We start from the raw sequence: 22231 nt of genomic DNA, 5'->3' as shown, positions 1-22231 counted from the left end.
ACGCCGTAGCGGACCGCGTCGCCGGCCTCGGCCAGACCCAGGTCGGTGAGCGAGGCGGGCACGGTGAGCGGGACTGTCGTGGTGTACCAGCCCACGGAGCGCGTCAGGCCCTCCGCGGCCCGGGTGGAGACCGGCGCCATCGTGTCCAGGCGCCCGTGACCGCCGAGGTCGGAGACCGCCGTGGCGAGCCCGGCCAGGACGGCGGCATAGGTCGAGGCACCGCTGTTGCGGGCGCGGGCACAGATGCGGTCCATCAGAGCCGCATCCGCCATGGGACGTACGGCGGTGGCCTGGGCGGCCCGCTCCCCCGGGGCGAGGCCCAGGGGCAGCGGGAAGGTCGGCAGCCGGTTGCCGCGACCGCCGAGGAACTCGCCCCAGCCGCGCAGCCGGACGTCATCGGCCGCGACCGGGGCCGGACCGTCGTGCCCCTGCTCGACCGCGTCAAGGAAGGACCCGACGGCGGGCAGCACCGGCTCCTCGCCGCCGTTGGCGAAGCCGTCGTAGAGGTGTGCGAGCTCCTCGACCGCGACGGCGACCGAGTGGGCGTCGCAGTGCAGGTGATCCATGCCGAGGACGATCGTGGAGCGGTCGGGGCGCGAGATCGCCGCCGGCAGGAAGGCCGGGTAGCCGAACGGCCCGCACCGCTCGTCGAGCGCGGCGTGCAGCGCAGCGCGGGTCTCCTCGACCGTGCTGGTGTGACCTGCGCGGGTGACCGACCAGGTCAGGGTGCCGGGGTGGTGGCGCCGGGCCTGGGGACCGTCATCGCCGCGGACGACCTCGAGCTGCAGGCTGCCGTGGCGGGCGAGGAAGGCACGCCAGGTGCGGGAGAGCGCGACCGGCTCGATCGGCCCGTCGACCTCGAAAGCGGCCGCCAGCCACACTGTCGGCTGCCCGGCCATCGCGCCGGCGAGATGGTTGCGCTGGTTGAGGGAGAGCTCGGCGGGCGTGCCGCGCCGGGGCGCGGAGATTTCCCAGCGCAGCAGCGTGCCCGGCCGGGGCTCCCACAGGTCAGCGGTCGTGACCAGCATGTCCGGTCCCGATGATCTCGTCAGCGTCAACCGGCCGCACCGGGAGCCCGAGCCCGGCGAGAACGTCGTGGACCGCCTGGAAGCAGGTCACCACGGCACGGCCGCCCGCAACGGTGTCGGGGCTCTGGGTGGCCAGCTCGAACCGGTCGGCGAAGCGGTTGACCCAGAGGCTGGCGTTGCCGGTGCGGCCCTCGCCGGTGAAGTGCAGCCCGGTCTCGAACGGGGTCGTCCCGGCACCGGGGAACTTGCGTACGTCGAGGTAGGAGACCATCTGCGGGCTGGCCAGCTCGGTGGCCTCGAGAACCCCGCCGGCGATCATCGCGCCGAGCGGGACGTGGACAGGGGTCCTGGCCAGCTCACGTGCGGTCCCGAAGGCCTTCTCCGCCTCGATGACGGTCTCCTCGAAGCTCGCACCGAGGGCCATCTCGACCGGCGCGAAGTTGCAGAACCAGCCGTGCGACATCGCGGTCTGCTGCGAGCGGGTGCCGAGCACGGTGATCCCGAGATAGCGCTCGATGCCGGTCAGCCGCTGCTCCGCGTGGGCCAGGAGCGCGAAGACGCCGCTGGTGAACCGGCCGCCGGCACCACGACAGAGCTCCTCGAGCGCGCCCACCGCCTCGCCGTCGAGCGCGGTCCAGGAGCGGACCCGGACGGGTGCGGTCTCCCCCGGCGCCAGCCCCAGGTCGACCGGGAACCGCGGCAGCCGCCCGCCGTGGCGGGAGACGATGTCGGCCCACTCGCGCACCGCCGGTGTCTCCGCGTCACAGGTAGCCGCGAGCCGCTGCTCGGCGGCTGCGTACGTCACGAAGCCGTCGGCCTCGGGCAGAGGGTCGACGGGCGAGCCGAGGGCAGCGGCGTACGCCGCGCCGAGCTCGGCCGGGACCATCAGCTGGGAGCCGCCGTCGGTGAAGGCGTGGTCGCAGCCCCAGAGGTAGGTGAAGCCCCCCTCACGCACGATCGCGCCGAGCAGGAACGGGGTCCAGGAGTCCGGACGGCATCGCTCGTCCCAGAGGCTGACGAGGAGCTCCTCCCAACCTCCCTCGTCCCAGGAGTCGAGCAGGGCCGCGGGCACCTCGACCGGGACGGCCTCGAAGGCGATCGTGTCGGCCGGAACGAGGTGTCGCACCGGCGTGGCGCCGGAGAGGTCGAACCAGGTCCGCAGTCCCTCATGACGTCCTACGAAGGTCGTCAGCGCCTCGGCGAATGCTGCCTCGTCGAACGTGACGTCGAACTCGCCGGCGGTGCCGGTCCAGGCCCGGTGTACGCCGCCTGCGGCTGTCTTGGCGCGATAGGCGTTGAGGTGGTCGGCCTGCAGGAAGGAGGGCGTCCCGGGCGAGACCGGGGCGGCATCGGCCGCCGCTTGCGACTCCCGGGTCGGGCGCAGCACAACCACCCGGCCGGGCGCCGGCGCGAGCTGCGACAGCGCCCCGATCCTCATACCGCCTCCGTCGAGAAGCGCCCCGCGGTGCTCAGCTGCGCCTGCGCGAGCTCCTCGAGGAGCTCGCTCATCCCGCCGAGCAGGCCACGCACGACGCGCTCCGCGGCGACCGTCTCCGGGTAGCGCGTGGAGACGTTCACGCCGTCGCGATCACGCACCAGCCACAGATAGACCTCGTCGTCGGCGCAGACAGAGGCCCGCAGCGTACGTCCCTGCCACTCGTTCCAGCGCTCGGCACCGGGGATGAAGCGGGTGTCGACGAAGGTGACCACGAAGTGCGGCGCGTCGTCGACGTCGAGCAGGTCCGCGACGCGGGCGAACGGCTGCCGCACCAGCGACCTGGTCTCATCGAGCGCGGCCTGCACCCGGCCGGCGACCTCGGGCAGGGTCGCGGCTCCGGCGATGTCGAGGGTGACCGGGACGAGGCCGACGTACCAACCGATCGCCGTGGCGTGCTCGGCGGTGTAGCGGGTGTGCATGGGGGCCACGAAGCGCATCCGCTCCACGCCGTGCTGGGCACGCAGGACGTACGCCATCGCGCCCATCATCCCGGCCTGGAACCCGACGCCCTCCCTCTTGCACAGCTCACCCAGGAACCGGGCGTGGTGGGGATCGCCGAGCCACTGCGACAGGCTGGCCTGCGGCAGCGGCGCCTCCGAGGCGGGTACGTCGGTGATCCCGGGGACCGGGAAGTCGGCGAAGCGCGGGGTGCCGCCGGCCGAGGTGAGCCAGTCGCGCCAGACGCGCACCGACTCGCTCTCCAGCGACATGGCCTTGCCGGTGATCCGCTCCTGGTCGGAGTGGTCGATGTGGCTGCCGGTCGTGGCCGCTGCCAGCGCCTGGAAGGGCTCACCGGCCAGCGCGCGCTCGTAGAGGGAGGCGATCTCCTCGAACCAGAGCAGCTGGGAGTAGGCGTCCATCACCCCGTGGTCGGCGCCGAAGGCCAACGTGAAGCCGTCGGTCCCGGGATCGGAGACGGTCGCGAAGACGACGTAGGGCCACGCCGTCGGGTCGATGTTCTCCGTGAGGAAACCGGCGATGCTCGACCGGGCGCCCTCACCGTCGAACCGGCCCAGGCTCGAGGCCTCCATCGACACCTGCTCGGGGGCGACGCGGCGGCGGTGCCGGCCCGTCGCGGACTCCACGACGGTCCCGCGAAGTGCCTCGTGGCGCCCCATCCACGCCCGCAGCGCGAGGCTCAGCGCGTCGGTGTCGAGCTGCCCGGGCAACCGCATGATCGAGCCGATCCAGGAGCCCGCCTCGGCGGTGTCGAGGTGCTGCTCGTGGTTGTGGGACAGACCGCGCTCGTCGTCGACCCAGACGGCAGGCTCCGCTGCGGGGATCCACGCGGTCACCTCGCCCGAGGGTACGTCGTACGCGGACAGCTCGGTGTACTCCATCGGAGGGTGGAGTTCCTCTCTGAGGTGGGGGCTCAGTGTGGCAAACGCGCCACGCCCGGACGAACGATCCTCAAGAACGCCCGTAGCCCGAGGGGGCGACCCGCCACGGACGACAGCGATGTCGTCCCTTGTCGCGGCCTATTGTGCACCCAGGTCGACCCTTCGCTTCGAGCACCCCCGGACGTGTGAATTCCCACACCATCTTGTTGCCCCCGGGGGTTTACATACGGCATCGACTTCGGTTGACTCCTCACCCCTGCACGCGGTACTGATCGCCCCGTCCGGCCCCTGTCATGAACAATCTCGAGGACTCCCCCATGCCCGCTGCCACCCGTGCGCCGATCGACAACACCGGCCGCCTCCAGTTCGCCGACGACCTCTTCGCCCGTCGTCACCGTGGCCTCGGCAGTCCGATCGCAAATCAGTGGATCTGGCGGCTGAACACGCCCTACGACGCCGACCGGCTGCACTACATCGCGAGCGGTCTGGCCGAGGGCGGGCTGTCGCGGCGGCTGCATCGGGCCAAGTTCCCCGGCGCCCGCGACCTGTGGACCAACGCCGACAACCCGCCGTCCATCGAGCTCTACGAGAAGGTCCTCCCGGTCGCCGAGCTGGCCGACTGGCTCCAGGCACGCCACCGCGACCACCTGGACCCGCACGAGGGCCTGACCTACCGGCTCACGGCGACCAACCTGGACGACGGCACCTCGGTCGTCTCGCTGCAGCTCGCCCACGCCGTGGGCGACGGCGGTTCGGTGCTCGACTCGGTCAGCCGCGCCTCCCGCGGCGAGCCGCTGCGGCTGCCACCCGCCCCCGCGAAGGGCTGGCCCCGCCTCCGCGCCGAGGCCGTGGACAGCCGAGCGCAGTGGCGCGCGGTGCGCGACTGGGCCAAGGCCCGTCGACGGGCCAAGAAGGACGGCACCGCCGCGCTGGCCACCAAGGCCCCTCGGGTCTATCCGGAGGCCACCCCGAACCCCGCGCCCGAGGGCTGGCGGATGCCTCGGATGATCACCGAGTTCGACACCGAGACGATGGTGAAGATCGCCGCCGAGCACGGCGGCTCGACCAACGCGTGGTTCATCAACGTGGTCGCCGACCTGCTCGTCCATATCGACCACGTGCCGGTCGACCGGGGCGATGTCCCGGTCTCGCTGCCGATGAGCGACTTCCAGCCCGGGGACGTACGCTCCAACTCGACCCGGGTGGCCATGGTCGAGGTGCCGCGCGACGTCCTCGAGCAGCGAGACCTGGCCGAGATCAAGAAGCTCTCCAAGGCGGCCTACATCCGGCTCGGCCAGGCCGGCCCGGGACTGGTCCCGGTGCCGCTGGCGATGATGCAGATGCTGCCCGACGCGGTGCTCGACAAGCTTCCGCAGCCGCCCGCCGCCGCCTGCATGGCCTCCAACCTCCCCCAGCTGCCCGACGACTATCGCTACGCGATGGGCCAGGACGTACGCCTCGTGGCCGGGCTCGCCGGCTACCAGGACGCGACCGCCCAGGACGCCTATGACGTCGGCGGCGGGATCATCGCGTGGCTGATCCAGTCCGGGCCGCGTACGACGCTCAGCCTGGTCGCCGCCGAGCCGGACCGTGTCCCCGACCTGGGCTTCCTCGAGCAGCTCGTCGTCGAGGAGCTCGGCTCATGGGGTCTGAACGTCGAGGTGTGGTGATCGCGGCCATGCCCGAGCCCGTGACGCTGCCCTCGCTGCCACCGGCGAGCCCCGGCGCCCGCCCGGCGCCGTCGGCTCCGGAGCGGACCAACCGCCTGACGTACGACGACGAGGTCTTCCTGCGCTCCGCCACCGTGATCGGCGTACCGGTCGTGGGCCAGACCGCCTGGCGGTTCCCCACCGAGATCCCGGTCTCAGCGGTCCAGGACGTGGTCGACGAGCTGGCCAAAGGGCCGCTGAACCGTCTCGTGGTGCGTCCCAAGGTCACCGGCGCACGCTCGCGCTGGGTGCCGGTGACGACCGCCGAGCCGGTCCGCCTGCACCCCGACCGGATCAAGGCCGACCAGGTCATGTCCTGGCTGGACACCACCACCGACCAGGTGCCGTTCGACCCGGTCAAGGGACCGCTGTGGGCGTTCTTCATGGCCTACACCACCGACGGCGGCACGGTCGTGACCTACAACGCCTCGCACATCGTCTGCGACGGAGGGATGAAGCTCGGCGCCCTGATCGCGGCCGTACGCCGCCAGCCCCTGCCCAGGCTCCCGTTCGACGACCCGGCGGCGACCGAGATCACCCGGCGCGACGACCGGAAGGACGCGCGGACGATGATGAAGGCCGCGCTCCGCGGGCTGCGCGCGGCCCGGAGGGCCGGACCGGTCCCAGCCCTCGAGGCCCAGTCCTCCGAGAGGCGGACGGTTCCCGACCCGCAGCCCGACGACGGCGTCGTCCACGACGTCGCCAACGCCTCTGCCGACTGCCCCGTCGAGGAGTGGAACGCGGCCGTAGAGCGGGCCGGTGGCACGTCCAACGCCCTGCAGGTCGCGATCACGGTCGAGGTCCTTCTCGAGGCCGGGATCGTACGCGCCGGTGAGCCGGTGAAGATGTCGCTGCCGGTCTCGATGCGTGGCGAGGCCGATCTGCGCTCCAACGCCACCTCCGGTGTCTCGATCGCGGTGGAGACCGAGCTGCGCGACGGCGTCGGCCGGGTGACCGATCTCGCCCACATCCGGGACCGGTCGAGGAAGGAGTTCTCCGCGCTCTTCAAGGGCACCCGCCCCGACCCGATCGCCAACATCGCCCCGCTGGCCCAGATGATCCCGGACGGGCTCGCGAAGTCTCTCCTCAAAGGTGTCGTCACGCCGCTCGGCCTGGCCTCCAACCTGGGCAGGCCCGATCCCGACTTCATCGCGCCGTTCGGCGTCCCTGCCGAGTCGATCCTCTTCCGCGCCGTGGCGCTGGGCGCCACCAGGGGCGAGCTGCGCCGCATGCGCGGCGGCGTCACCTCCTGGTGGTGCGACGTCGGCGACACCTGCAACTTCGGCATCCGAGCGCTCGACCCCGACGCGGTCCCCGACTCCGAGCGCCTCGAGGAGATCGTGACCACCGTCTACGGACGCTGGGGACTCACCCCCACCTTCTGGTGAGCCGATCGGGCCTGGTGAGATGATGCGAGCATGACGTTCGACGTACTCGGTGAGCCCTACACCGTCGAGACCCTCGTGCTCGAGGACGATTTCGAGGGCGAGGTCGTGGCCACCCTGGTCAAGCGGTCCGTGGACGGCGACGCGAAGGGTGCCGTCCTCTATGTGCACGGCTTCTCCGACTACTTCTTCCAGACGGAGTACGCCGAGTGGTGGACCGCGCGCGGCTACGACTTCTACGGGATCGACCTGCGCAAGTACGGCCGGTCGCTGCGAGAGCACCAGTCCGGGACGTACGTCGCTGATCTTGGTGAGTACTTCGACGAGATCGACGCCGCCTGGGAGCTGATCACCCAGCGCGACGGCCACTCGCACGTCGTGCTCAGCGCCCATTCCACCGGTGGGCTGACGGTCTCGCTGTGGGCCGACGAGCGCCAGCCCGACGCCCTGGCCGGGATGGTGCTCAACTCCCCCTGGCTCGACCTGCAGGGCTCGTTCATGGCGCGCGAGGTCGTCACGCCGCTGGTGCGCCGGATCGGTCACCGGGTCCCGATGCGCGAGCTCGGCCGCGACGTGAACGGTTTCTACACGAGGTCGCTGCACGTCGAGCACGATGGCGAGTGGGAGTTCGACCTGACCCTCAAGCCGGTCGGCTCCTACCCGGTCCGGCTCGGCTGGCTCAAGGCGATCCGCGACGGCCACGCGAAGCTCCACCGCGGGCTCGACGTGAAGGTGCCTGTGCTGGTGCTCTCCTCGGACCGCTCGAGCAACCCCAAGGAGATGGGCGAGCGCGTCCACACCACCGACGTCGTGCTCGACGTGCGCCAGATCCGTCGCTGGTCGACCTCCATCGGCACCCACGTCACCTATATCGCCATCCCGGGCGCGAAGCACGACGTGATCCTGTCCCGGCCCGAGGTCCGCAAGCAGGCCTACGCCGAGATCGAGCGCTGGCTCGCGGCGTACGGCGTCTGACTCAGCTCTGAGCCGGGCCTCAAACTCCGAACATCATATGAACCGGTCCGATACAGTCGGACCAGAGCTCGTTGTCAATACAACGGCTGACCGCCCCCAGTGAACGGAAGGCAAAGGCCGGGCGCGTTAGGGTGCTGTGGTCCCGATCCCAAACGGAAGGACAACAGTGTGACTTCTGAGAAGAAGACAGACAGTCCTAAGCATTCCGAGCATCATCCCTCTGGCCTCATCAAGTCCCCGACCGGTGACGTGATCCCCCACCCCGCGCTGGACCTGCCGATCTCGAGCGACCAGGAGCACCGCAAGGGCGTCGACTGGATCGTCTTCGGCATCGCGGCGGCCATCGCCATCGGCTTCATGGCGTGGGGCTTCTTCAACACAGCCGGAATGAGCTCCGCGGCCAGCGGCGCCCTCGGTTGGGTGCTGGACAAGGCCGGTTGGTTCTTCGTCCTCACAGCCAGCGGCTTTGTCATCTACATCATCTGGCTCGCGGTCAGTAAGTACGGCAACATCCCCTTGGGGCGTGACGACGAGAAGCCGGAGTTCAAGACACCGTCGTGGATCGCGATGATGTTCAGCGCCGGTATGGGCATCGGCCTGATGTTCTATGGCGTCAGCGAGCCGATCTCGCACTTCGTCACCCCGCCGCCCGGCACCGGCGAGGCCGGCAACCCGGAGGCCATCCAGCACGCGATGGCGACCACGATGTTCCACTGGACGCTGCACCCGTGGGGCATCTACGCAGTGGTGGGTCTGGCGATCGGCTACGGCGCCTACCGCAAGGGTCGGGTCAGCCTGATCTCCTCGGCCTTCACCTCGCTGCTCGGCAAGAAGACCGTCGAGGGCCCGGTCGGCAAGGCGATCGACGTCTTCGCGATCTTCGCGACCCTGTTCGGCTCGGCGACCTCGCTCGGCACGGGCGCGATCCAGATCGAGAGTGGATTGCAGATCGTCGCCGGGCTCGGCGAGGTCGGCAACAACGTGCTCATCGGGATCATCTCGGTGCTGACGGTCTGCTTCGTGATCTCGGCGGTCTCCGGTGTGGCCAAGGGCATCCAGTGGCTCTCCAACATCAACATGGTGCTGGCGCTCCTCCTGGCGGTCTTCCTCTTCGTGGTCGGCCCGACGGTCTTCATCCTCGACCTGATCCCGACCTCGCTCGGCACCTACCTCGGCGACCTCGCCCAGATGTCGGCCCGCACCGGTGTCGGCGGCGAGGAGACCTCCGCGTGGCTCGGTTCCTGGACCATCTTCTACTGGGCCTGGTGGATCTCCTGGACGCCGTTCGTCGGCATGTTCATCGCGCGGATCTCGCGTGGGCGCACCATCCGGCAGTTCGTCTCCGGCGTGCTCCTGGTCCCCAGCGCGGTCAGCGTGATCTGGTTCGCCATCATGGGTGGCACCGCGATCGACCTGCAGCGTGACGGCACGGTCGACATCGCCGGTCTCGGTGGCGTCGAGTCGCAGCTGTTCACGACCCTCGACCAGTTCCCGCTGGCGACGGTCATGAGCATCCTGGTCATGGTCCTGGTGGCGATCTTCTTCGTCTCCGGTGCCGACGCGGCCTCGATCGTGATGGGCACGCTCTCCGAGCGTGGCGCGGAGGAGCCGAGCCGGCCCACCGTCATCTTCTGGGGCATCGCAACCGGCGTCGTGGCCATCTTGGGCCTCATCGCCGGTGGTGAGGACGCGCTCTCCGGCCTGCAGAACATTACGATCGTGGCGGCGCTGCCGTTCACGGTGATCATGGTCGGTCTGGCGGTCTCGCTGCAGCGCGATCTGCAGAACGACCCGCTGATCGTGCGTGGTCAGTACGCCGACGAGGCGATCGAGCAGGCCGTCATCACCGGTGTCACCGAGCACGGCGACGACTTCGCGTTCGCCGTCGTCGAGGACGAGCACACCGACGACGACTCGGAGCCCGCTCCGACGCCTACCGACAAGTACTGAACCACCAGGTCTGACGAGCTGATGGCGGGATCCTCCGGGGTCCCGCCATCAGTCGTTTGTCAGTGGTGCACCGGCGTACGTCTCGTGGGTCACGAACTCCTCGACCGGCTGCCGGCGGAGCTTGGTCAGCTGCTTGACCGGCTTGCCCAGAGGGACCACCGCGGCCACCGCGTGCGTCTCGGGTGCGCCGAGGAGAGCGAGGAGCTCGGGTTCGGAGGCGACCGCCATCGTGGTGATCACCCCACCGAAGCCCTCGTTGCGTGCGGACAGGAGCGTGTTCCACACCAGCGGGTAGATCGAGGCGCCGGAGATGACTCCCACGCGGGAGAGCTCGGCGTCGGTGGAGGCGACCACCGTGAGGTCGACGAGGAAGACGAGCACGACCGGCGCCTGCCGCAACGGCTCGGTGATCTGACGCGGCACCCGGGTCGCGTCGACCTGCTCCGCGGTGACCGCGGTCGGGTTCACCGTGTTCCACGGCTTCTCCCCTGCAGCCTGCTGCGCGAAGTATCTGCGCGCACCCGGCTGCGTCAGCTCGACCAGACGCTCTCGGGTCTCCTGGCTGCGTACGACCACGACATGGGCGCCCTGGCGGTTGCCGCCGGAGGGCGCGAAGCGGGCGTTGTCCAGGATCCGGCTGAGCACCTCGTCGGGAAGCGGGTCGTCGGTGAACTCGCGGACCGCATGGGTGGTCCGCATCGCGTCGTAGAGCTCCACGACGCCTATCCCACCAGACTCAGCCAAGTAGGAAGGCGACCAGGGCGGTGAGGCCGACGACGACGATGAACCCGCGGAGCACGTTCGGCGGGAGCCTGCGGCCGATCCTCGCGCCCAGCAGTCCGCCGATCGTCGCGCCGACGGCGATCAGGGCCGCGACCTTCCAGTCGACGTCGGCGACCAGGGCGAAGATGAGCCCGGAGATCCCGTTGGCGACCGCGACCAGGATGTTCTTGAGCGCGTTGAGGCGCTGCAGCGACTCGGCGACCCCGATCCCGATGATCGCGATCATGAGCACGCCCTGAGCGGCACCGAAGTAGCCGCCGTACACACCGAGCAGGGCGACCGCCGGCCACACCCACCAGCGCTCGCTGCCATCGTCGGGCGCGTCGCCGTGCCGCTTCGCGACCCAGCGGGAGATGCGCGGGCCGACGATCACCAGGAGCACGCCGAGCCCGATCAGGACCGGGACGATCATCTCGAACGCGCCGGGCGGCAGCACCAGGAGCAGGAACGCGCCTGCCGCGCCGCCGATGAGCGCGGCGAGGCCGAGGCGCAGGATCCGGCTGCGCTGGCCGGAGAGCTCGCGACGGTAGCCCCACGCGCCGGCCAGCGAGCCCGGCACCAGGCCGATCGTGTTCGACACGTTGGCGACCACCGGGGGCACGCCGAAGGCGAGCAGGGTCGGGAAGGTGATCAACGTTCCCGACCCGACGGCGGCGTTGATGGTGCCCGCCCCCACCCCGGCGAGCAGGATGAGGGCGGACTGGAGAAGATCCAACTACTCGGCCGGGTCGGCGGGCTTCGGCCGGTTCGGGGCCTGCGCCTCCTTGGCCTCGGCGAGGGCCTCCTTGACGGCCTCGGCCGCCGAGGAGGACTCTGCCAGGTCGACCTTAGGCTCGGTCGAGCCCATGTCGACCCGCTTGAGCGGGCCCTCGACGTCGTCCGGAATGCCCTGCAGGCTGTTCATCGTCGAGCCGAGGCCCTCGAGAGCCTTGCCGATCTCGCTCGGCACGATCCACACCTTGTTGGCGTCGCCCTTCGCGATCTCCGGCATCATCTGGAGGTACTGATAAGCCAGCAGCGACTGGTCGGGCCGACCGTCGTGGATGGCCTGGAAGACGGTCTGGATGGCCTGGCCCTCACCCTGGGCGCGCAGGATCGCGGCCTCCCGGTCGGCCTGCGCCGAGAGGATCTGCGACTCGCGCTGACCCTCGGCGTTGAGGATGGCCGACTGCTTGTTTCCCTCGGCCGAGAGGATCGCGGACTGGCGCTGTCCCTCGGCGGTCAGGATCGCGGCGCGCTTGTCGCGGTCGGCGCGCATCTGCTTCTCCATCGCGTCCTTGATGGACATGGGCGGGTCGATCCCCTTGATCTCGACCCGCTTGACCTTGATGCCCCAGCGACCGGTCGCCTCGTCGAGCACGATCGAGAGCCCGGAGTTGATCTGCTCACGCGAGGTCAGCGTCTCCTCCAGCGTCATGCCACCGACGATGTTTCGCAGCGTGGTCATGGTCAGCTGCTCGACGGCCTGGATGTAGTTGGCGATCTCGTACGTCGCCGCCACCGGGTCGTTGATCTGGAAGTAGATGACCGTGTCGATCGAGACGGTCAGGTTGTCCTCGGTGATCACCGGCTGCGGTGCGAACGCGACGACCTGCTCACGCATGTCGATCATGTAGCGGACCTTGTCGACGAACGGGATCACCGCGTTCAGGCCGGGGTCACGCTTCGACTGGAACTTGCCGAAGCGTTCCACGACGCCGACCCGCGCCTGCGGGATGATCTTGATCGTCTTGGCCAGCGTGGTGATCACCAGCACTGCCAAGATCACCAGAAGGGCCAGGATGAAGCCACCCATTGCCATTGATTCCTTGTCTTTGGATATCGGTATTGAACCTGCGGTCTTGCATCTATGGGGCCTGTAGCCCCGCAGCTATGGGGTCCCGAGCTCCGGTAGCGGGTGGACGTACGCCGTCGCACCTCTGATCTCGAAGACCTCGACCAGCGTTCCGGCCTCGATCACGAGGGTCTCGTCGTAGGGCTGAGCCGTCCAGAGCTCGCCGTCGAGCTTGATCTGCCCCGGTTGGTGGGAGCTGAGCACGACAGGTGCGACGGCCTGCACGCCGATCAGCTTCTCGGCGCCGATCTGGATCTCCGGGCCGTTGTGGAGCCGCTTGGCCAGGCCCGGACGTACCACCGCGAGCATGGAGACCGACACGGCCAGCGCGACGATCGCCTGGAGCACGAAGCTGTCGGTGAACGCGCCGGTCACCGCACCCGCGAAGGCACCGGTGGCCAGCATCAGCAGGATCAGGTCGAGGCTGAAGAGCTCACCGACGATCAGAAGAGCCCCGAGGGCCGTCCACAGCGCCCAATCCCAGTCCTGCCAGTCCATGGCGTCACCCTATCGGTCACCCTCTGGTCCGTCGGCCTCATTTCGCATCGATGTGCGAATCGAATTGCCTCGCGCAACCACGACCGCTGCCGATAGCGTTCCGCACGCCTGAGAACAACTTCTCTGGCTTCGAACGGGCGAGCCTTCAGGAGGGTGACAGGCATGGGGATGACCATCCCGAGTGAGCTGGACTACGTTCTGGACCTGCTCGGCTACGAGTGGCCCAACGTGGACGAGGACGCTGTGCATGACGCCGCACAGCTGGTTCGTGGGCTCGAGTCCGACATGCGAGAGACGCTGGACGGGCTGGAGAGCCGGATGCTCGAGCTCGAGGCCGACGTGAAGTCCAAGTCGGTGAGCGCCCTGGTGCGGGCGTACGCCGAGAACCGCACGGCCAACCTGGACCAGCTGCTCGATGCGCTGCCCGAGGTCGCCGACGGCATCGACATCGTCGCGGACGCCATCGTGGCCCTGAAGGTCAAGGTGATCGCCGAGCTGACCATCACCGCTGCGCAGATCGCCGCGGCCGCGGCCACCGCGGTAGTCACGCTGGGCGCGAGCGTGGCTGCCAACGCAGCGATCATCGCTGCCCGGAAGAAGGCCCTCGACATCGCCACCGACATCGCCATGGACGAGCTGCTCGGCCAGGTGCTGTCGATGGTCGTCGAACCCCTCTCCGGAACGATCGCCGACCTGGCGACGAAGGCGATGGAGGCACCGTTGGTGACCAGCGGTGACGAGACCGGCGGCGTCGACCTCAGCTTCGATCTCATGGATCAGATCGCGCAGGCGATCGACGACTGCGGTCAGGACCAGGCAGCGATCGGCACCAGCTTCACCACCCAACTCGCGGCGCTGCCGCTGTTCGCATCCTGAGGAGCCGACGATGGCCAAGCTGAACGAAACGGTCGAGACGATCCGCGAGACGGCGATCCGAGAGATCGGCGACGCGACTCAGAAGATGGCCAAGCGCAAGCGCGACGAGAGCGACACGCTCCGGGACAACGCGAAACGGCGGCGGGAGCAGGACAGCGATCTGGCGAACACGGTTCCAGCTGCCCGAGTCGATTCCAAAGGCCGTCCGATCCCTGACGACGTCAAGCGGCTCCCAAGCGGCAAGCTGCCGCCGAACTGGCAATATGCCGGCAAACTCTACGACGGCGACAAGTGGACCACCGATCTGAAGCAGAAGTACCCGAAGGGAGTCAGGTTCACCAAGGACGGATTCCCCGACTTCTCACCGTACGCACAGAAGACCACAAAGATCGATGGCGGATTCAGCGGCCGCGATGCAGACTTCGCTGCGGCGGACAAGGCGACAGACACGACGCGGAAGTATCGGCGAGAGAACAAGCTCACTTGGCATCATCATCAAGACGGCACTACGTTGCAACTCGTCCCGACAGATGTCCATGACGCGGTACGCCACGCTGGTGGCATCGCGCTCGCGAAAGGAAGAACCAAGTGACGCCCCTGACCTATGAGGAAGCCTTCCCTGGTGCTCCCGCGAGCAAGTTGACCGAGCTGGAAGCCAGACTTGTCGCGAAACTTCCTGAGCCCTATCGGGCATACCTGTCCACTCAGGACGGTGGCGCGTTGGAGGGTTACAACAATCAGGGTCTCGAGATCATCTTCGGCGTCGGAGATGTTCCCGAGTGGGCAAGCCTGTGGCACAGGCTGAGCCAAGACAGCGATGTGATTCCTACCGGATTCATTCCAGTAGGCACCGACGCAGGCAGCGACTTGTTTCTTCTCGCCGTGACTGGGACGGACCGCGGCTCCGTCTGGTATCAGAGCAACGAGATGGAGGAGGACGACGCGGGCAAGCTCACCCCGGTAGAGAGCGAACGCCTCGCGGACTCTTGGGACGAATTCTTGGCATCGATCGAGCTGATCCACGAGTAGCCGACGGAACCTGCCTGCGGTCGTGACCAGTCTGTCTCCAGGACGACGGTGGACGTACTGGTCGACAACACCGGCGGCGGATGGTCGCACCCACCGAGGAAACGACCGTGGGGATGTTCGACCTGGCGTCGACCTCAATGTGAAGGCGCCTTACATCCTGACCGTGGACAGCGGCAAGAACGGGGCGTCGCGATGTGATCCTCAGCGGGTGTGGCGGGCGCGGCGCTTGGCCCAATAGCGGCCCTCGCTCTCCTCCAGCTCCAGCGGCATGCCGAAGGTCTTGGAGAGGTTGGCCGAGGTGAGGGTTTCGGCGATGAGGCCCTGAGCGGTGATCCGGCCGGCCCTCATCATCAGGACGTGGCTGAACCCTGGCGGGATCTCCTCCACGTGGTGGGAGACGAGCACCGTGGCCGGGCTGTCGGGGTCGAAGGCGAGCGTGGACAGCGTCGAGACGAGGTCCTCGCGGCCACCCAGGTCGAGGCCCGCGGCCGGCTCGTCCAGGAGCAGCATCTCGGGGTCGACCATCAGCGCGCGGGCCAGCTGGACCCGCTTGCGCTCGCCCTCGGAGAGGGTGCCGAACTTCCGGTCACCGAGGTGCTTGATGCCGACCTCGATCAGCAGCGCCTCGGCGCGGTCGTGATCGAGGTCGTCATAGAACTCCCGCCAGCGCCCGATGACGCCGTAGGAGGCGCTCACGACGACGTCGTGGACGAGCTCGTGGCGCGGGATCCGGTCGGCGAGCGCGGCAGAGGTCAGACCGATGCGCGGACGCAGCTCGAAGACGTCGACCCGGCCGATCTGCTCGCCGAGGACCGTCACGGTGCCCGACGTCGGATGGAGCTGGGCCGCCGCGGCCTGGAGAAGAGTGGTCTTTCCGGCGCCGTTGTGGCCCACGATGACCCATCGCTCATCCTCCTCGACCACCCAGCTCACAGAGTCGAGGAGGGTGTTGCCCCCGCGGCGTACGGTGACGTCGGTGAACTCCAGCACGGCTGCCATGGCCGCAAATCTATCGGCACCTGCCTACAGGTCGTGGCCTAGGGTGGACGGCTGTGAGTGTCGAGGAGTCCGAGTCGGTCGAGACCACGCCCGAGGTGTTGCGGCTGGCATGGTGGGTGACGGCGTGGCTGCGCGGTGATGTGGTCGCCGACCTGGTTCTGGACGCGGTGATCGGGCCTGACGCGACCCACACCGTCAGCGGGCTCGCCTCGCTCGGGCTCGGTGGCTCGGAGGGAGCTGCCGACACGCTGATGACCGGGCTGGGCCGGCTGCGTTCCACGGGCGCCTCGTCGGTCGGCGTGGCCATCCCGGCCGAGGGCGACCCGGTCGGTCTCGGCGGCCCGAGACCCTTCAACGACGCCGCACTGGAAGCCGGAGAGGCGGTGGTGTGCGACGCCGGCATCGGTCTCGTGCCAGTCCGTGTCGGTGCGGTCGTCGAGTGGCAGGCGTACGCCGCTCAGCGTCGGCAGCTCCCCGACGTCGGAGATGCCGACCGCGCCCTTCGGCTCGCCCTGAGCGAGTCTGCGACGGCGCTCGCCGAGCTCGATGTGGCCCGCTGGCGCCCGGAGGTCGCCGACCGGCTGATGAACCTGCGTCACCGCCCCTCGCTCCACGGCGCCCCCGGGGTCCCGAGCCGTTGCGTGGATCTGGCCGCCCGCGGCGTACAGGCTCGTGAGATCGTCGAGGTCGCGCTCGAGGACGAAGGGGCCGCCGTGTCAGCATACGAGATGTCGCGGCGGCGAGATGCCCTGGTCGACCTCGACCGCGCGGCCCGCCGGGCGCTCACCGCCGCGGGCTCGCCCGAGGTCTGGCCCCCTGCCTGATGGCTGCCTGATGGCTGCCTGAGTGGTTGCCGTCCCGGCTCCACTATCGTGTGCAGCGATGACCGAGGAATTCGACGCGCTCGAGCGCCGTCCCGACACCCTGCTGATCACCCTCGCTGGACACGATCGTCCGGGGTTGACCTCGGCCACCTTGGCGACGCTCGCCCTGGCGGGGGTCGACGTGGTCGACCTGGAGCAGATCGTGCTGCGGGGCCGACTCGTGCTCGGGCTGCTGGTGACCGCACCGGCCGACGCCGGTAGCACCGACGCGCTCAAGCACGCGATCGAGGAGACCGCGCACGCCCTCGACATGACCGTCGAGATCGAGGAGGGCGTCGGTGACACTCCCCGCGAGCCCTCCGACCGAGCCCGGGTGACGGTGCTCGGGCTGCCGCTGAAGGCGGCCGCGCTGTCCTCCGTCACGCGCACCATCGCCTCTGCCGGTGGCAACATCGACCGGATCATCCGGCTGGCGCGCTACCCGGTCACCGCCTTCGACCTGCACGTCTCCGGCGCCGACCCCGACGAGCTCCGGGTGACGTTGTCCGCCGAGGCCGCGGCCCAGGGCGTGGACATCGCGGTGCAGCCCGCCAACCTGGTCCGCCGTGGCATGCGCCTGATCGTCATGGACGTCGACTCCACCCTCATCGACGGTGAGGTGATCGAGATGATCGCCTCCCACGCGGGCTACGAGGCGGAGGTCGCCTCCGTGACCGAGGCCGCGATGCGTGGCGAGCTCGACTTCGAGGACTCGCTCCGCGGCCGGGTCAAGTATCTCAAGGGCGTCCCCGCGACGGCCCTCGACGAGGTGTACGCCGGGCTGCAGCTCAATCCCGGCGCCCGCACCATGGTCCGCACGCTGCGTCGTCTCGGCTACCGCTTCGCCATCGTCTCGGGCGGGTTCTCCCAGATCACCGACCGGCTCGCGGCTGATCTCGGCATCCACTACGCCCGCGCCAATGAGCTCGAGATCGTCGACGGGGTGCTGACCGGCGAGGTCGTCGGCGAGGTCGTCGACCGGGCCGGCAAGGCACGCGCGCTTCGCGAGTTCGCCGCCGAGATCGGCATCCCCGAGGCCGCCACCGTCGCCATCGGCGACGGCGCCAACGACCTCGACATGCTCGCCGCCGCCGGACTTGGCATCGCCTACAACGCCAAGCCCGCCGTACGCTCCGCCGCCGGCACCGCCATCAACGTCCCCTACCTGGACACGATCATGTATCTCCTCGGCATCTCCCGCGAGGAGATCGAGGCCGCCGATGCCGAGGCCGGCATCGTCACCCCCTCCCCGCCCCTCCTCTGACCCAAGCCCAATCCTGCCGAGACGTCACCTCTGCAGGCCGAGGCGTCACTTCTGCAGGCCGAGGCGTCACTTCTGCAGGCCCAGACGTCACCTCTGCAGGCCCAGACGTCACCTCTGCAGGCCCAGACGTCACCTCTGCAGGCCGAGTTGGCACATGGGTGACTTCTCGGCCTGCAGAAGTGACCTTTCGGCCTGCAGGAGTGACGCCTCGCCCGACGTACGTGACCTCTCGGCGAGGGCTCAGGCGCGGGCGACGTGGAAGGCGGTGACCGAGGCTTCGGCCTCGTCGAGCGCGGACCAGTCGCCGTCGTAGGCAAGGACGGCGACGGCGGTGGTGGGGTAGCCCAACGCCAGCTCGTTGCCGGCCTCGTTGTCACCCTCGCCGTCGTCGAGCAGCTGCACCAGCGAGAACATGGTGGGGTTGTGGCCGATCACCACGACCGTCGAATGGCCGTCGTCGACCCCGCGGACGAGGTCGAGGGCGGTTGAGGTGCCCGCTGCGTACAGGCCGTCGTCATACTCCGCCAGCGTCAGGTCCCAGCCCGCGGCGACGGCGACGTCCTCCCAGGTCTGGGTGGTGCGGTCGGCCGCCGAGACCAGCACGTAGTCCGGCGACACGCCCTGCTCGGCCAGCCACTCCCCCGCCGCGACCGCGTCGGCGTGGCCGCGTTCGGTGAGCTGCCGCTCGAGATCCGTGGGTGCCGACGACTCCGCCTTGGCGTGCCGCATGATGACAAGGGTCCGCATGCGGCAACCCTATGACCTCACGCGCCCAGCGAGTGATAGCCCCCGTCGACGTGGACGATCTCTCCGGTGGTCGCCGGGAAGAAGTCCGAGATCAGCGCACAGACCGCCTTCGCGGTCGGGGTCTGGTCGGTGTTGTCCCAGCCCAGCGGCGCCCGAGTGCCCCAGCCCTCGTCGAGCTCCTCGAAGCCCGGGATCGCCTTGGCGGCGAGCGTCTTGAGCGGCCCGGCGGAGACGAGATTGCAGCGGATCCCGTCCGGACCGAGATCACGGGCGACGTAGCGCGAGGTCGACTCGAGTGCCGCCTTGGCGACGCCCATCCAGTCGTACGCCGGCCAGGCCACCGTGGCATCGAAGGTCAGCCCCACAACAGATGAGCCTTCCGACATCAGCGGCCGGCAGGCGATCGCCAGCGACTTAAGCGAGTAGGCGCTGACCTGCACCGCCTGGGAGACGTCCTCCCAGGGGCCGTCGAGGAACTTGCCTCCGAGGAGGGTCTCGGGGTTGCCGTACGCGATCGAGTGCACGACCCCGTCGAGCCGCTCGACACCCTCGGCGCGGAGCGCGTCGGCGAGGCCGTCGAGGTGATCCTGGTTCGTCACGTCGAGGTCGAGCACCGGCGGCTCCTCGGGGAGCCGCTTCGCGATCCGCTTGGTGATCGACAGCGCCCGCCCGAAGTTGGAGATCAGGACGCGAGCGCCCTGCTCCTGGGCCACCCGGGCCACCGCGAAGCCGATCGAGGAGTCCATCGTGACGCCTGCCACGAGGACCGTCTTGCCATCAAGGATTCCAGCCATTGTTCAGTGCCCCATTCCAAGTCCGCCGTCGACCGGGATCACGGCCCCGGTCACATAACCCGCATCCGCCAACCACGTCACGGCCGAAGCCACCTCCGACGGCGACGCGTAGCGCCCCAGCGGCACCCGGTCCGTGATCGCCTTCTGCTGTTCCGGGGTCAGGGCGTCGGTCATCTCGGTCCCCACGAAACCCGGCGCGACCACGTTGGCGGTGATCCCCCGTGAGCCGAGCTCGCGGGCGAGCGAGCGCGCCATCCCGACCAGGCCGGCCTTCGAGGCCGCGTAGTTGACCTGGCCCGCGTTGCCGAGCAGCCCGATGACGGAGGAGATGAAGATGATCCGCCCGCGGCGCATCCGCAGCATCCCCTTCGCGGCGCGCTTGGCGAGCCGGAACGACGCGGTCAGGTTGGTGTCGATCACCGAGGCGAAGTCGTCCTCCGACATCCGCAGCACGAGCGTGTCCTTCGTGATGCCGGCGTTGGCCACGAGGACCTCCACCGGTCCGTGGGCGGCCTCGGCGGCTGCGTACGCCTCCTCGACGGCGGCCAGATCGGTGATGTCGCACAGCAGGTCCAGCGCTCCCTCAGGAGCTCCGCCCTTCCGGGACGTCACGGCCACGTGGTCGCCGTTGGCCAAGAAGGCCTCGGCGATGGCTCGGCCGATGCCACGGCTGCCCCCGGTGACGAGCACTGAGCGGGGTGCCGGCGTTGGACTCTGCGTTGTGGGGTTTTCACTGTCAGTCACAGGCGCGACGGTAGCGATTACTTCGGCGTACGGCCAATGTCTTCGATTTGCTTGTGAGAACCCTCCAACGTCATTCGGAGTGCCCCTGTTGGGACCACACCATTGACCGGGCGTCATCGGCCACGACCTAGACTGACGGTATGTCCAAGGTGCAACCGATCAGGATCACGACCGCCGGCCGCAGCCGCGCCGAGGACATCGCGGTCCGGCAGAAGCGCTACGCCATCTCGATGTCGATCCGCTCCCTGTGCTTCATCGGGGCCGTGATCGCCGGCCTCGCCGGGATCGGCTGGCTGTGGCCGATCCTGATCGCAGGCGCCCTGATCCTGCCCTACATCGCGGTCGTGATGGCCAACGCCACCAACACCAAGAGCGACGAGATGAACCTGCTCGACTCGCCGTACGGTCGCCGCGAGCTCACCAGCGGACCCGAGCACACCGAGACCCACGAGAGGCCCGAGCTCTGATGGGGGCACTCGACTCCGACCTGTGCTCGGCCAAGGGCTGCCAGGACCCCGGTACGTGGGAGCTGCAGTGGAACAATCCCAAGATCCACACCTCTGACCGGCGTAAGATCTGGCTCGCGTGCGAGGCGCACAAGCAGTCGCTGAGTGACTTCCTTGGAGCGCGTGGGTTCCTCAAGGATGTCGTTGCCCACTAGCTGTTCTGGAGAGGTCGCGCGATGAATCCGATCCCTGTGCTTCACGACTGCGACCCCGGGCACGACGACGCCATCGCGATCCTGCTGGCCCTCGGCAGCCCGCACATCGACCTGCTCGGCATCACCACCACCTTCGGCAACTGCCCGGTGGAGAAGGCGACCTACAACGCCCAGCGGATCCTGGCGTTGGCGGGTCGTCCCGACGTCCCGGTCGCGGTCGGGGCGGCCGCGCCGCTGGCGGGCGCGGCCCACATCGGCGACTTCATCCACGGGCCGACCGGTATCGACGGCACCGATCTCCCCGAGCCGCTGGCTCCACCGGTCTCCCTCGGGGCCGTGGAGTTCCTGCGTACGTCGCTACTGGCCGCACCGGCGCCGGTGACCGTCGTCGCCACCGGACCGATCACCAACGTCGCGCTGCTGCTGCGCGACCACCCCGAGGTCCATTCGCGGATCGCGGAGATCGTGTTCATGGGCGGGTCGACCGAGCGCGGCAACACGACGCCGGCGGCCGAGTTCAACGCGTACGCCGACCCCGAGGCCCTCGACATCGTCCTCACCAGCGGACTCCCGGTCCGGATGGTCGGGCTCAACCTGTCTCATCAGGCGCTGGCCACCCCCGATGTCGTCGCACGGATGCGGGCCATGGACCACGCGGTGGGACGTGCCTGCGCCGACCTGATGGGCTTCTTCGGCGGCACCTACTCCGACATCTTCGACTTCGCCGCTCCCCCGGTCCACGACCCGTGCACGATCGCGGCCCTCATCGACCCCGGCCTGGTCACCTGGCACAAGTCGTTCGTCGCTGTCGAGACCGAGGGCCGCTGGACCCGCGGCGCCACCGTCGTCGACCTGCACGGCCGCCTCGACGAGCCGCCCAACGCCCAGGTGGGCGTCACTCTCGACGTCGAGGCCTACTGGGACCTCGTCCTCGCCGCCCTGGACCGCGTCGGATCCTGACTCGCCGAGGCGTCACGTACGTCGGCCGAGGCGTCACGTCTGCAGGCCGAGGCGTCACTTCTGCAGGCCGAGAGGTCAGTTATGCGGGCCGAGAGGTCATCCCTGCCCGTTCGATCTGCAGAGGTGACTTCTCGGCCTGCAGAGTTGACGCCTCGGCGCTCGCTAGCCGCCGATGGCGGACATGGGGCGATCCGGCTGGAGGAAGCCGAGGTCGTCGATGCCGTGGCCGGCGCGCTTGCCGGCCATGGCGGTGACCCAGCGGGAGGCGAGGTCGGCGTCGGAGGCGCCGGCCCG

At 69.2% G+C, this 22231-nt stretch carries 23 protein-coding genes and 1 pseudogene; 12 read left to right on the top strand and 12 right to left on the bottom strand.

Translation table 11 applies throughout. The features are described 5' to 3' along the window. From ACRDPS_RS14250 to ACRDPS_RS14240, 3 genes are all read right to left on the bottom strand, one after another. Positions 1–1028, bottom strand: a 1028-nt coding sequence (locus ACRDPS_RS14250) for a condensation domain-containing protein (RefSeq protein ID WP_431502305.1), incomplete at its 3' end; no start/stop codon positions are given. Then, entirely contained in the window at positions 1009–2466 is a 1458-nt protein-coding gene (locus tag ACRDPS_RS14245; RefSeq protein ID WP_431502304.1) for a condensation domain-containing protein, read from the bottom strand. The genes ACRDPS_RS14245 and ACRDPS_RS14250, both read right to left, overlap by 20 nt. Next, positions 2463–3866: a condensation domain-containing protein gene (locus ACRDPS_RS14240; protein WP_431502303.1), complete on the bottom strand. Its 1404-nt coding sequence runs from the start codon at positions 3864–3866 to the stop codon at positions 2463–2465. Before ACRDPS_RS14240 ends, ACRDPS_RS14245 begins: the two co-directional genes overlap by 4 nt. 317 nt (positions 3867–4183) lie before the next feature. On the opposite strand from ACRDPS_RS14240, the gene ACRDPS_RS14235 reads away from it, so the two are divergent. From ACRDPS_RS14235 to ACRDPS_RS14220, 4 genes are all read left to right on the top strand, one after another. After that, positions 4184–5536, top strand: a complete 1353-nt coding sequence (locus ACRDPS_RS14235; RefSeq protein WP_431502302.1) for a hypothetical protein — start codon at positions 4184–4186, stop codon at positions 5534–5536. Next, positions 5509–6963, top strand: a complete 1455-nt coding sequence (locus tag ACRDPS_RS14230; RefSeq protein WP_431502301.1) for a hypothetical protein — start codon at positions 5509–5511, stop codon at positions 6961–6963. The genes ACRDPS_RS14235 and ACRDPS_RS14230 overlap by 28 nt, the downstream gene beginning before the upstream one ends. Positions 6964–6993: 30 nt before the next feature. Further along, complete coding sequence (locus tag ACRDPS_RS14225; RefSeq protein ID WP_431502300.1) at positions 6994–7935, top strand: alpha/beta hydrolase; 942 nt, start codon at positions 6994–6996, stop codon at positions 7933–7935. Between the two features lie 168 nt (positions 7936–8103). After that, positions 8104–9885 carry a BCCT family transporter gene (locus ACRDPS_RS14220; protein ID WP_431502299.1) on the top strand — a complete coding sequence of 594 codons (1782 nt, stop codon included), beginning with the start codon at positions 8104–8106 and terminating at the stop codon, positions 9883–9885. Between the two features lie 48 nt (positions 9886–9933). Here ACRDPS_RS14220 and ACRDPS_RS14215 read toward each other — a convergent pair whose 3' ends face one another. From ACRDPS_RS14215 to ACRDPS_RS14200, 4 genes are all read right to left on the bottom strand, one after another. After that, entirely contained in the window at positions 9934–10602 is a 669-nt protein-coding gene (locus ACRDPS_RS14215) for a nitroreductase family protein (RefSeq protein ID WP_431502298.1), read from the bottom strand. A gap of 19 nt (positions 10603–10621) precedes the next feature. After that, positions 10622–11383 carry a sulfite exporter TauE/SafE family protein gene (locus ACRDPS_RS14210; protein ID WP_431502297.1) on the bottom strand — a complete coding sequence of 254 codons (762 nt, stop codon included), beginning with the start codon at positions 11381–11383 and terminating at the stop codon, positions 10622–10624. After that, positions 11384–12463 (bottom strand): SPFH domain-containing protein, encoded by a 1080-nt coding sequence (locus ACRDPS_RS14205; protein ID WP_431502296.1) that lies wholly within the window; start codon positions 12461–12463, stop codon positions 11384–11386. It abuts the gene before it with no gap. Positions 12464–12538: 75 nt separating this feature from the next. Continuing rightward, a complete protein-coding gene (locus ACRDPS_RS14200; protein ID WP_431502295.1) occupies positions 12539–13000 on the bottom strand; it encodes an NfeD family protein in 462 nt (153 codons plus the stop codon). Between the two features lie 162 nt (positions 13001–13162). On the opposite strand from ACRDPS_RS14200, the gene ACRDPS_RS14195 reads away from it, so the two are divergent. From ACRDPS_RS14195 to ACRDPS_RS14185, 3 genes are read left to right on the top strand one after another with little or no spacing between them, the layout of a single operon-like run. Further along, complete coding sequence (locus tag ACRDPS_RS14195) at positions 13163–13876, top strand: hypothetical protein (RefSeq protein WP_431502294.1); 714 nt, start codon at positions 13163–13165, stop codon at positions 13874–13876. Positions 13877–13886: 10 nt separating this feature from the next. Beyond that, the gene (locus ACRDPS_RS14190) at positions 13887–14468 is read left to right on the top strand and encodes an HNH endonuclease (protein ID WP_431502293.1); all 582 of its coding nucleotides are present in this window, start codon (positions 13887–13889) and stop codon (positions 14466–14468) included. Next, on the top strand, positions 14465–14905 hold the full coding sequence (locus tag ACRDPS_RS14185) for an SMI1/KNR4 family protein (RefSeq protein ID WP_431502292.1): 441 nt from the start codon (positions 14465–14467) through the stop codon (positions 14903–14905). Before ACRDPS_RS14190 ends, ACRDPS_RS14185 begins: the two co-directional genes overlap by 4 nt. 201 nt (positions 14906–15106) lie before the next feature. Here ACRDPS_RS14185 and ACRDPS_RS14180 read toward each other — a convergent pair whose 3' ends face one another. Continuing rightward, positions 15107–15904: an ABC transporter ATP-binding protein gene (locus tag ACRDPS_RS14180; RefSeq protein WP_431502291.1), complete on the bottom strand. Its 798-nt coding sequence runs from the start codon at positions 15902–15904 to the stop codon at positions 15107–15109. A 53-nt stretch (positions 15905–15957) separates the two neighbouring features. Here ACRDPS_RS14180 and ACRDPS_RS14175 point away from each other — a divergent pair, with 53 nt between their 5' ends. Beyond that, positions 15958–16728, top strand: coding sequence for a hypothetical protein (locus ACRDPS_RS14175; protein ID WP_431502290.1), 771 nt, complete (start codon positions 15958–15960; stop codon positions 16726–16728). 58 nt (positions 16729–16786) lie between these two features. After that, positions 16787–18031, top strand: coding sequence for a phosphoserine phosphatase SerB (gene serB, locus ACRDPS_RS14170; protein WP_431502289.1), 1245 nt, complete (start codon positions 16787–16789; stop codon positions 18029–18031). A 240-nt stretch (positions 18032–18271) separates the two neighbouring features. On the opposite strand, the gene ACRDPS_RS14165 is transcribed toward serB, so the two are convergent. Genes ACRDPS_RS14165 through fabG form a run of 3 tightly spaced genes read right to left on the bottom strand, consistent with a single transcriptional unit; the run spans position 18272 to position 20316 of the window. Continuing rightward, positions 18272–18778 carry a SixA phosphatase family protein gene (locus ACRDPS_RS14165; protein WP_431502288.1) on the bottom strand — a complete coding sequence of 169 codons (507 nt, stop codon included), beginning with the start codon at positions 18776–18778 and terminating at the stop codon, positions 18272–18274. 17 nt (positions 18779–18795) lie between these two features. Then, positions 18796–19572: an enoyl-ACP reductase FabI gene (gene fabI, locus ACRDPS_RS14160; protein WP_431502287.1), complete on the bottom strand. Its 777-nt coding sequence runs from the start codon at positions 19570–19572 to the stop codon at positions 18796–18798. 3 nt (positions 19573–19575) lie between these two features. Next, entirely contained in the window at positions 19576–20316 is a 741-nt protein-coding gene (fabG, locus tag ACRDPS_RS14155; RefSeq protein WP_431502286.1) for a 3-oxoacyl-ACP reductase FabG, read from the bottom strand. A 140-nt stretch (positions 20317–20456) separates the two neighbouring features. Here fabG and ACRDPS_RS14150 point away from each other — a divergent pair, with 140 nt between their 5' ends. The 3 genes from ACRDPS_RS14150 to ACRDPS_RS14140 are packed head-to-tail and all read left to right on the top strand — an operon-like array spanning position 20457 to position 21937. Continuing rightward, positions 20457–20783 carry a DUF3099 domain-containing protein gene (locus ACRDPS_RS14150; RefSeq protein WP_431502285.1) on the top strand — a complete coding sequence of 109 codons (327 nt, stop codon included), beginning with the start codon at positions 20457–20459 and terminating at the stop codon, positions 20781–20783. Continuing rightward, positions 20783–20977, top strand: a complete 195-nt coding sequence (locus ACRDPS_RS14145; RefSeq protein ID WP_431502284.1) for an acetone carboxylase — start codon at positions 20783–20785, stop codon at positions 20975–20977. Before ACRDPS_RS14150 ends, ACRDPS_RS14145 begins: the two co-directional genes overlap by 1 nt. 21 nt (positions 20978–20998) lie before the next feature. Continuing rightward, positions 20999–21937, top strand: coding sequence for a nucleoside hydrolase (locus ACRDPS_RS14140; protein ID WP_431502283.1), 939 nt, complete (start codon positions 20999–21001; stop codon positions 21935–21937). Positions 21938–22099: 162 nt separating this feature from the next. On the opposite strand, the pseudogene ACRDPS_RS14135 reads toward ACRDPS_RS14140, so the two are convergent. After that, a pseudogene (locus tag ACRDPS_RS14135) lies at positions 22100–22231 on the bottom strand (GTP 3',8-cyclase MoaA); the annotation flags it as partial.

Origin of the sequence: Nocardioides sp., from assembly GCF_050699375.1 — a bacterium.
Taxonomy (GTDB): Bacteria; Actinomycetota; Actinomycetes; order Propionibacteriales; family Nocardioidaceae; genus Nocardioides.
This window is presented reverse-complemented; position numbering and strand designations above follow the sequence as displayed.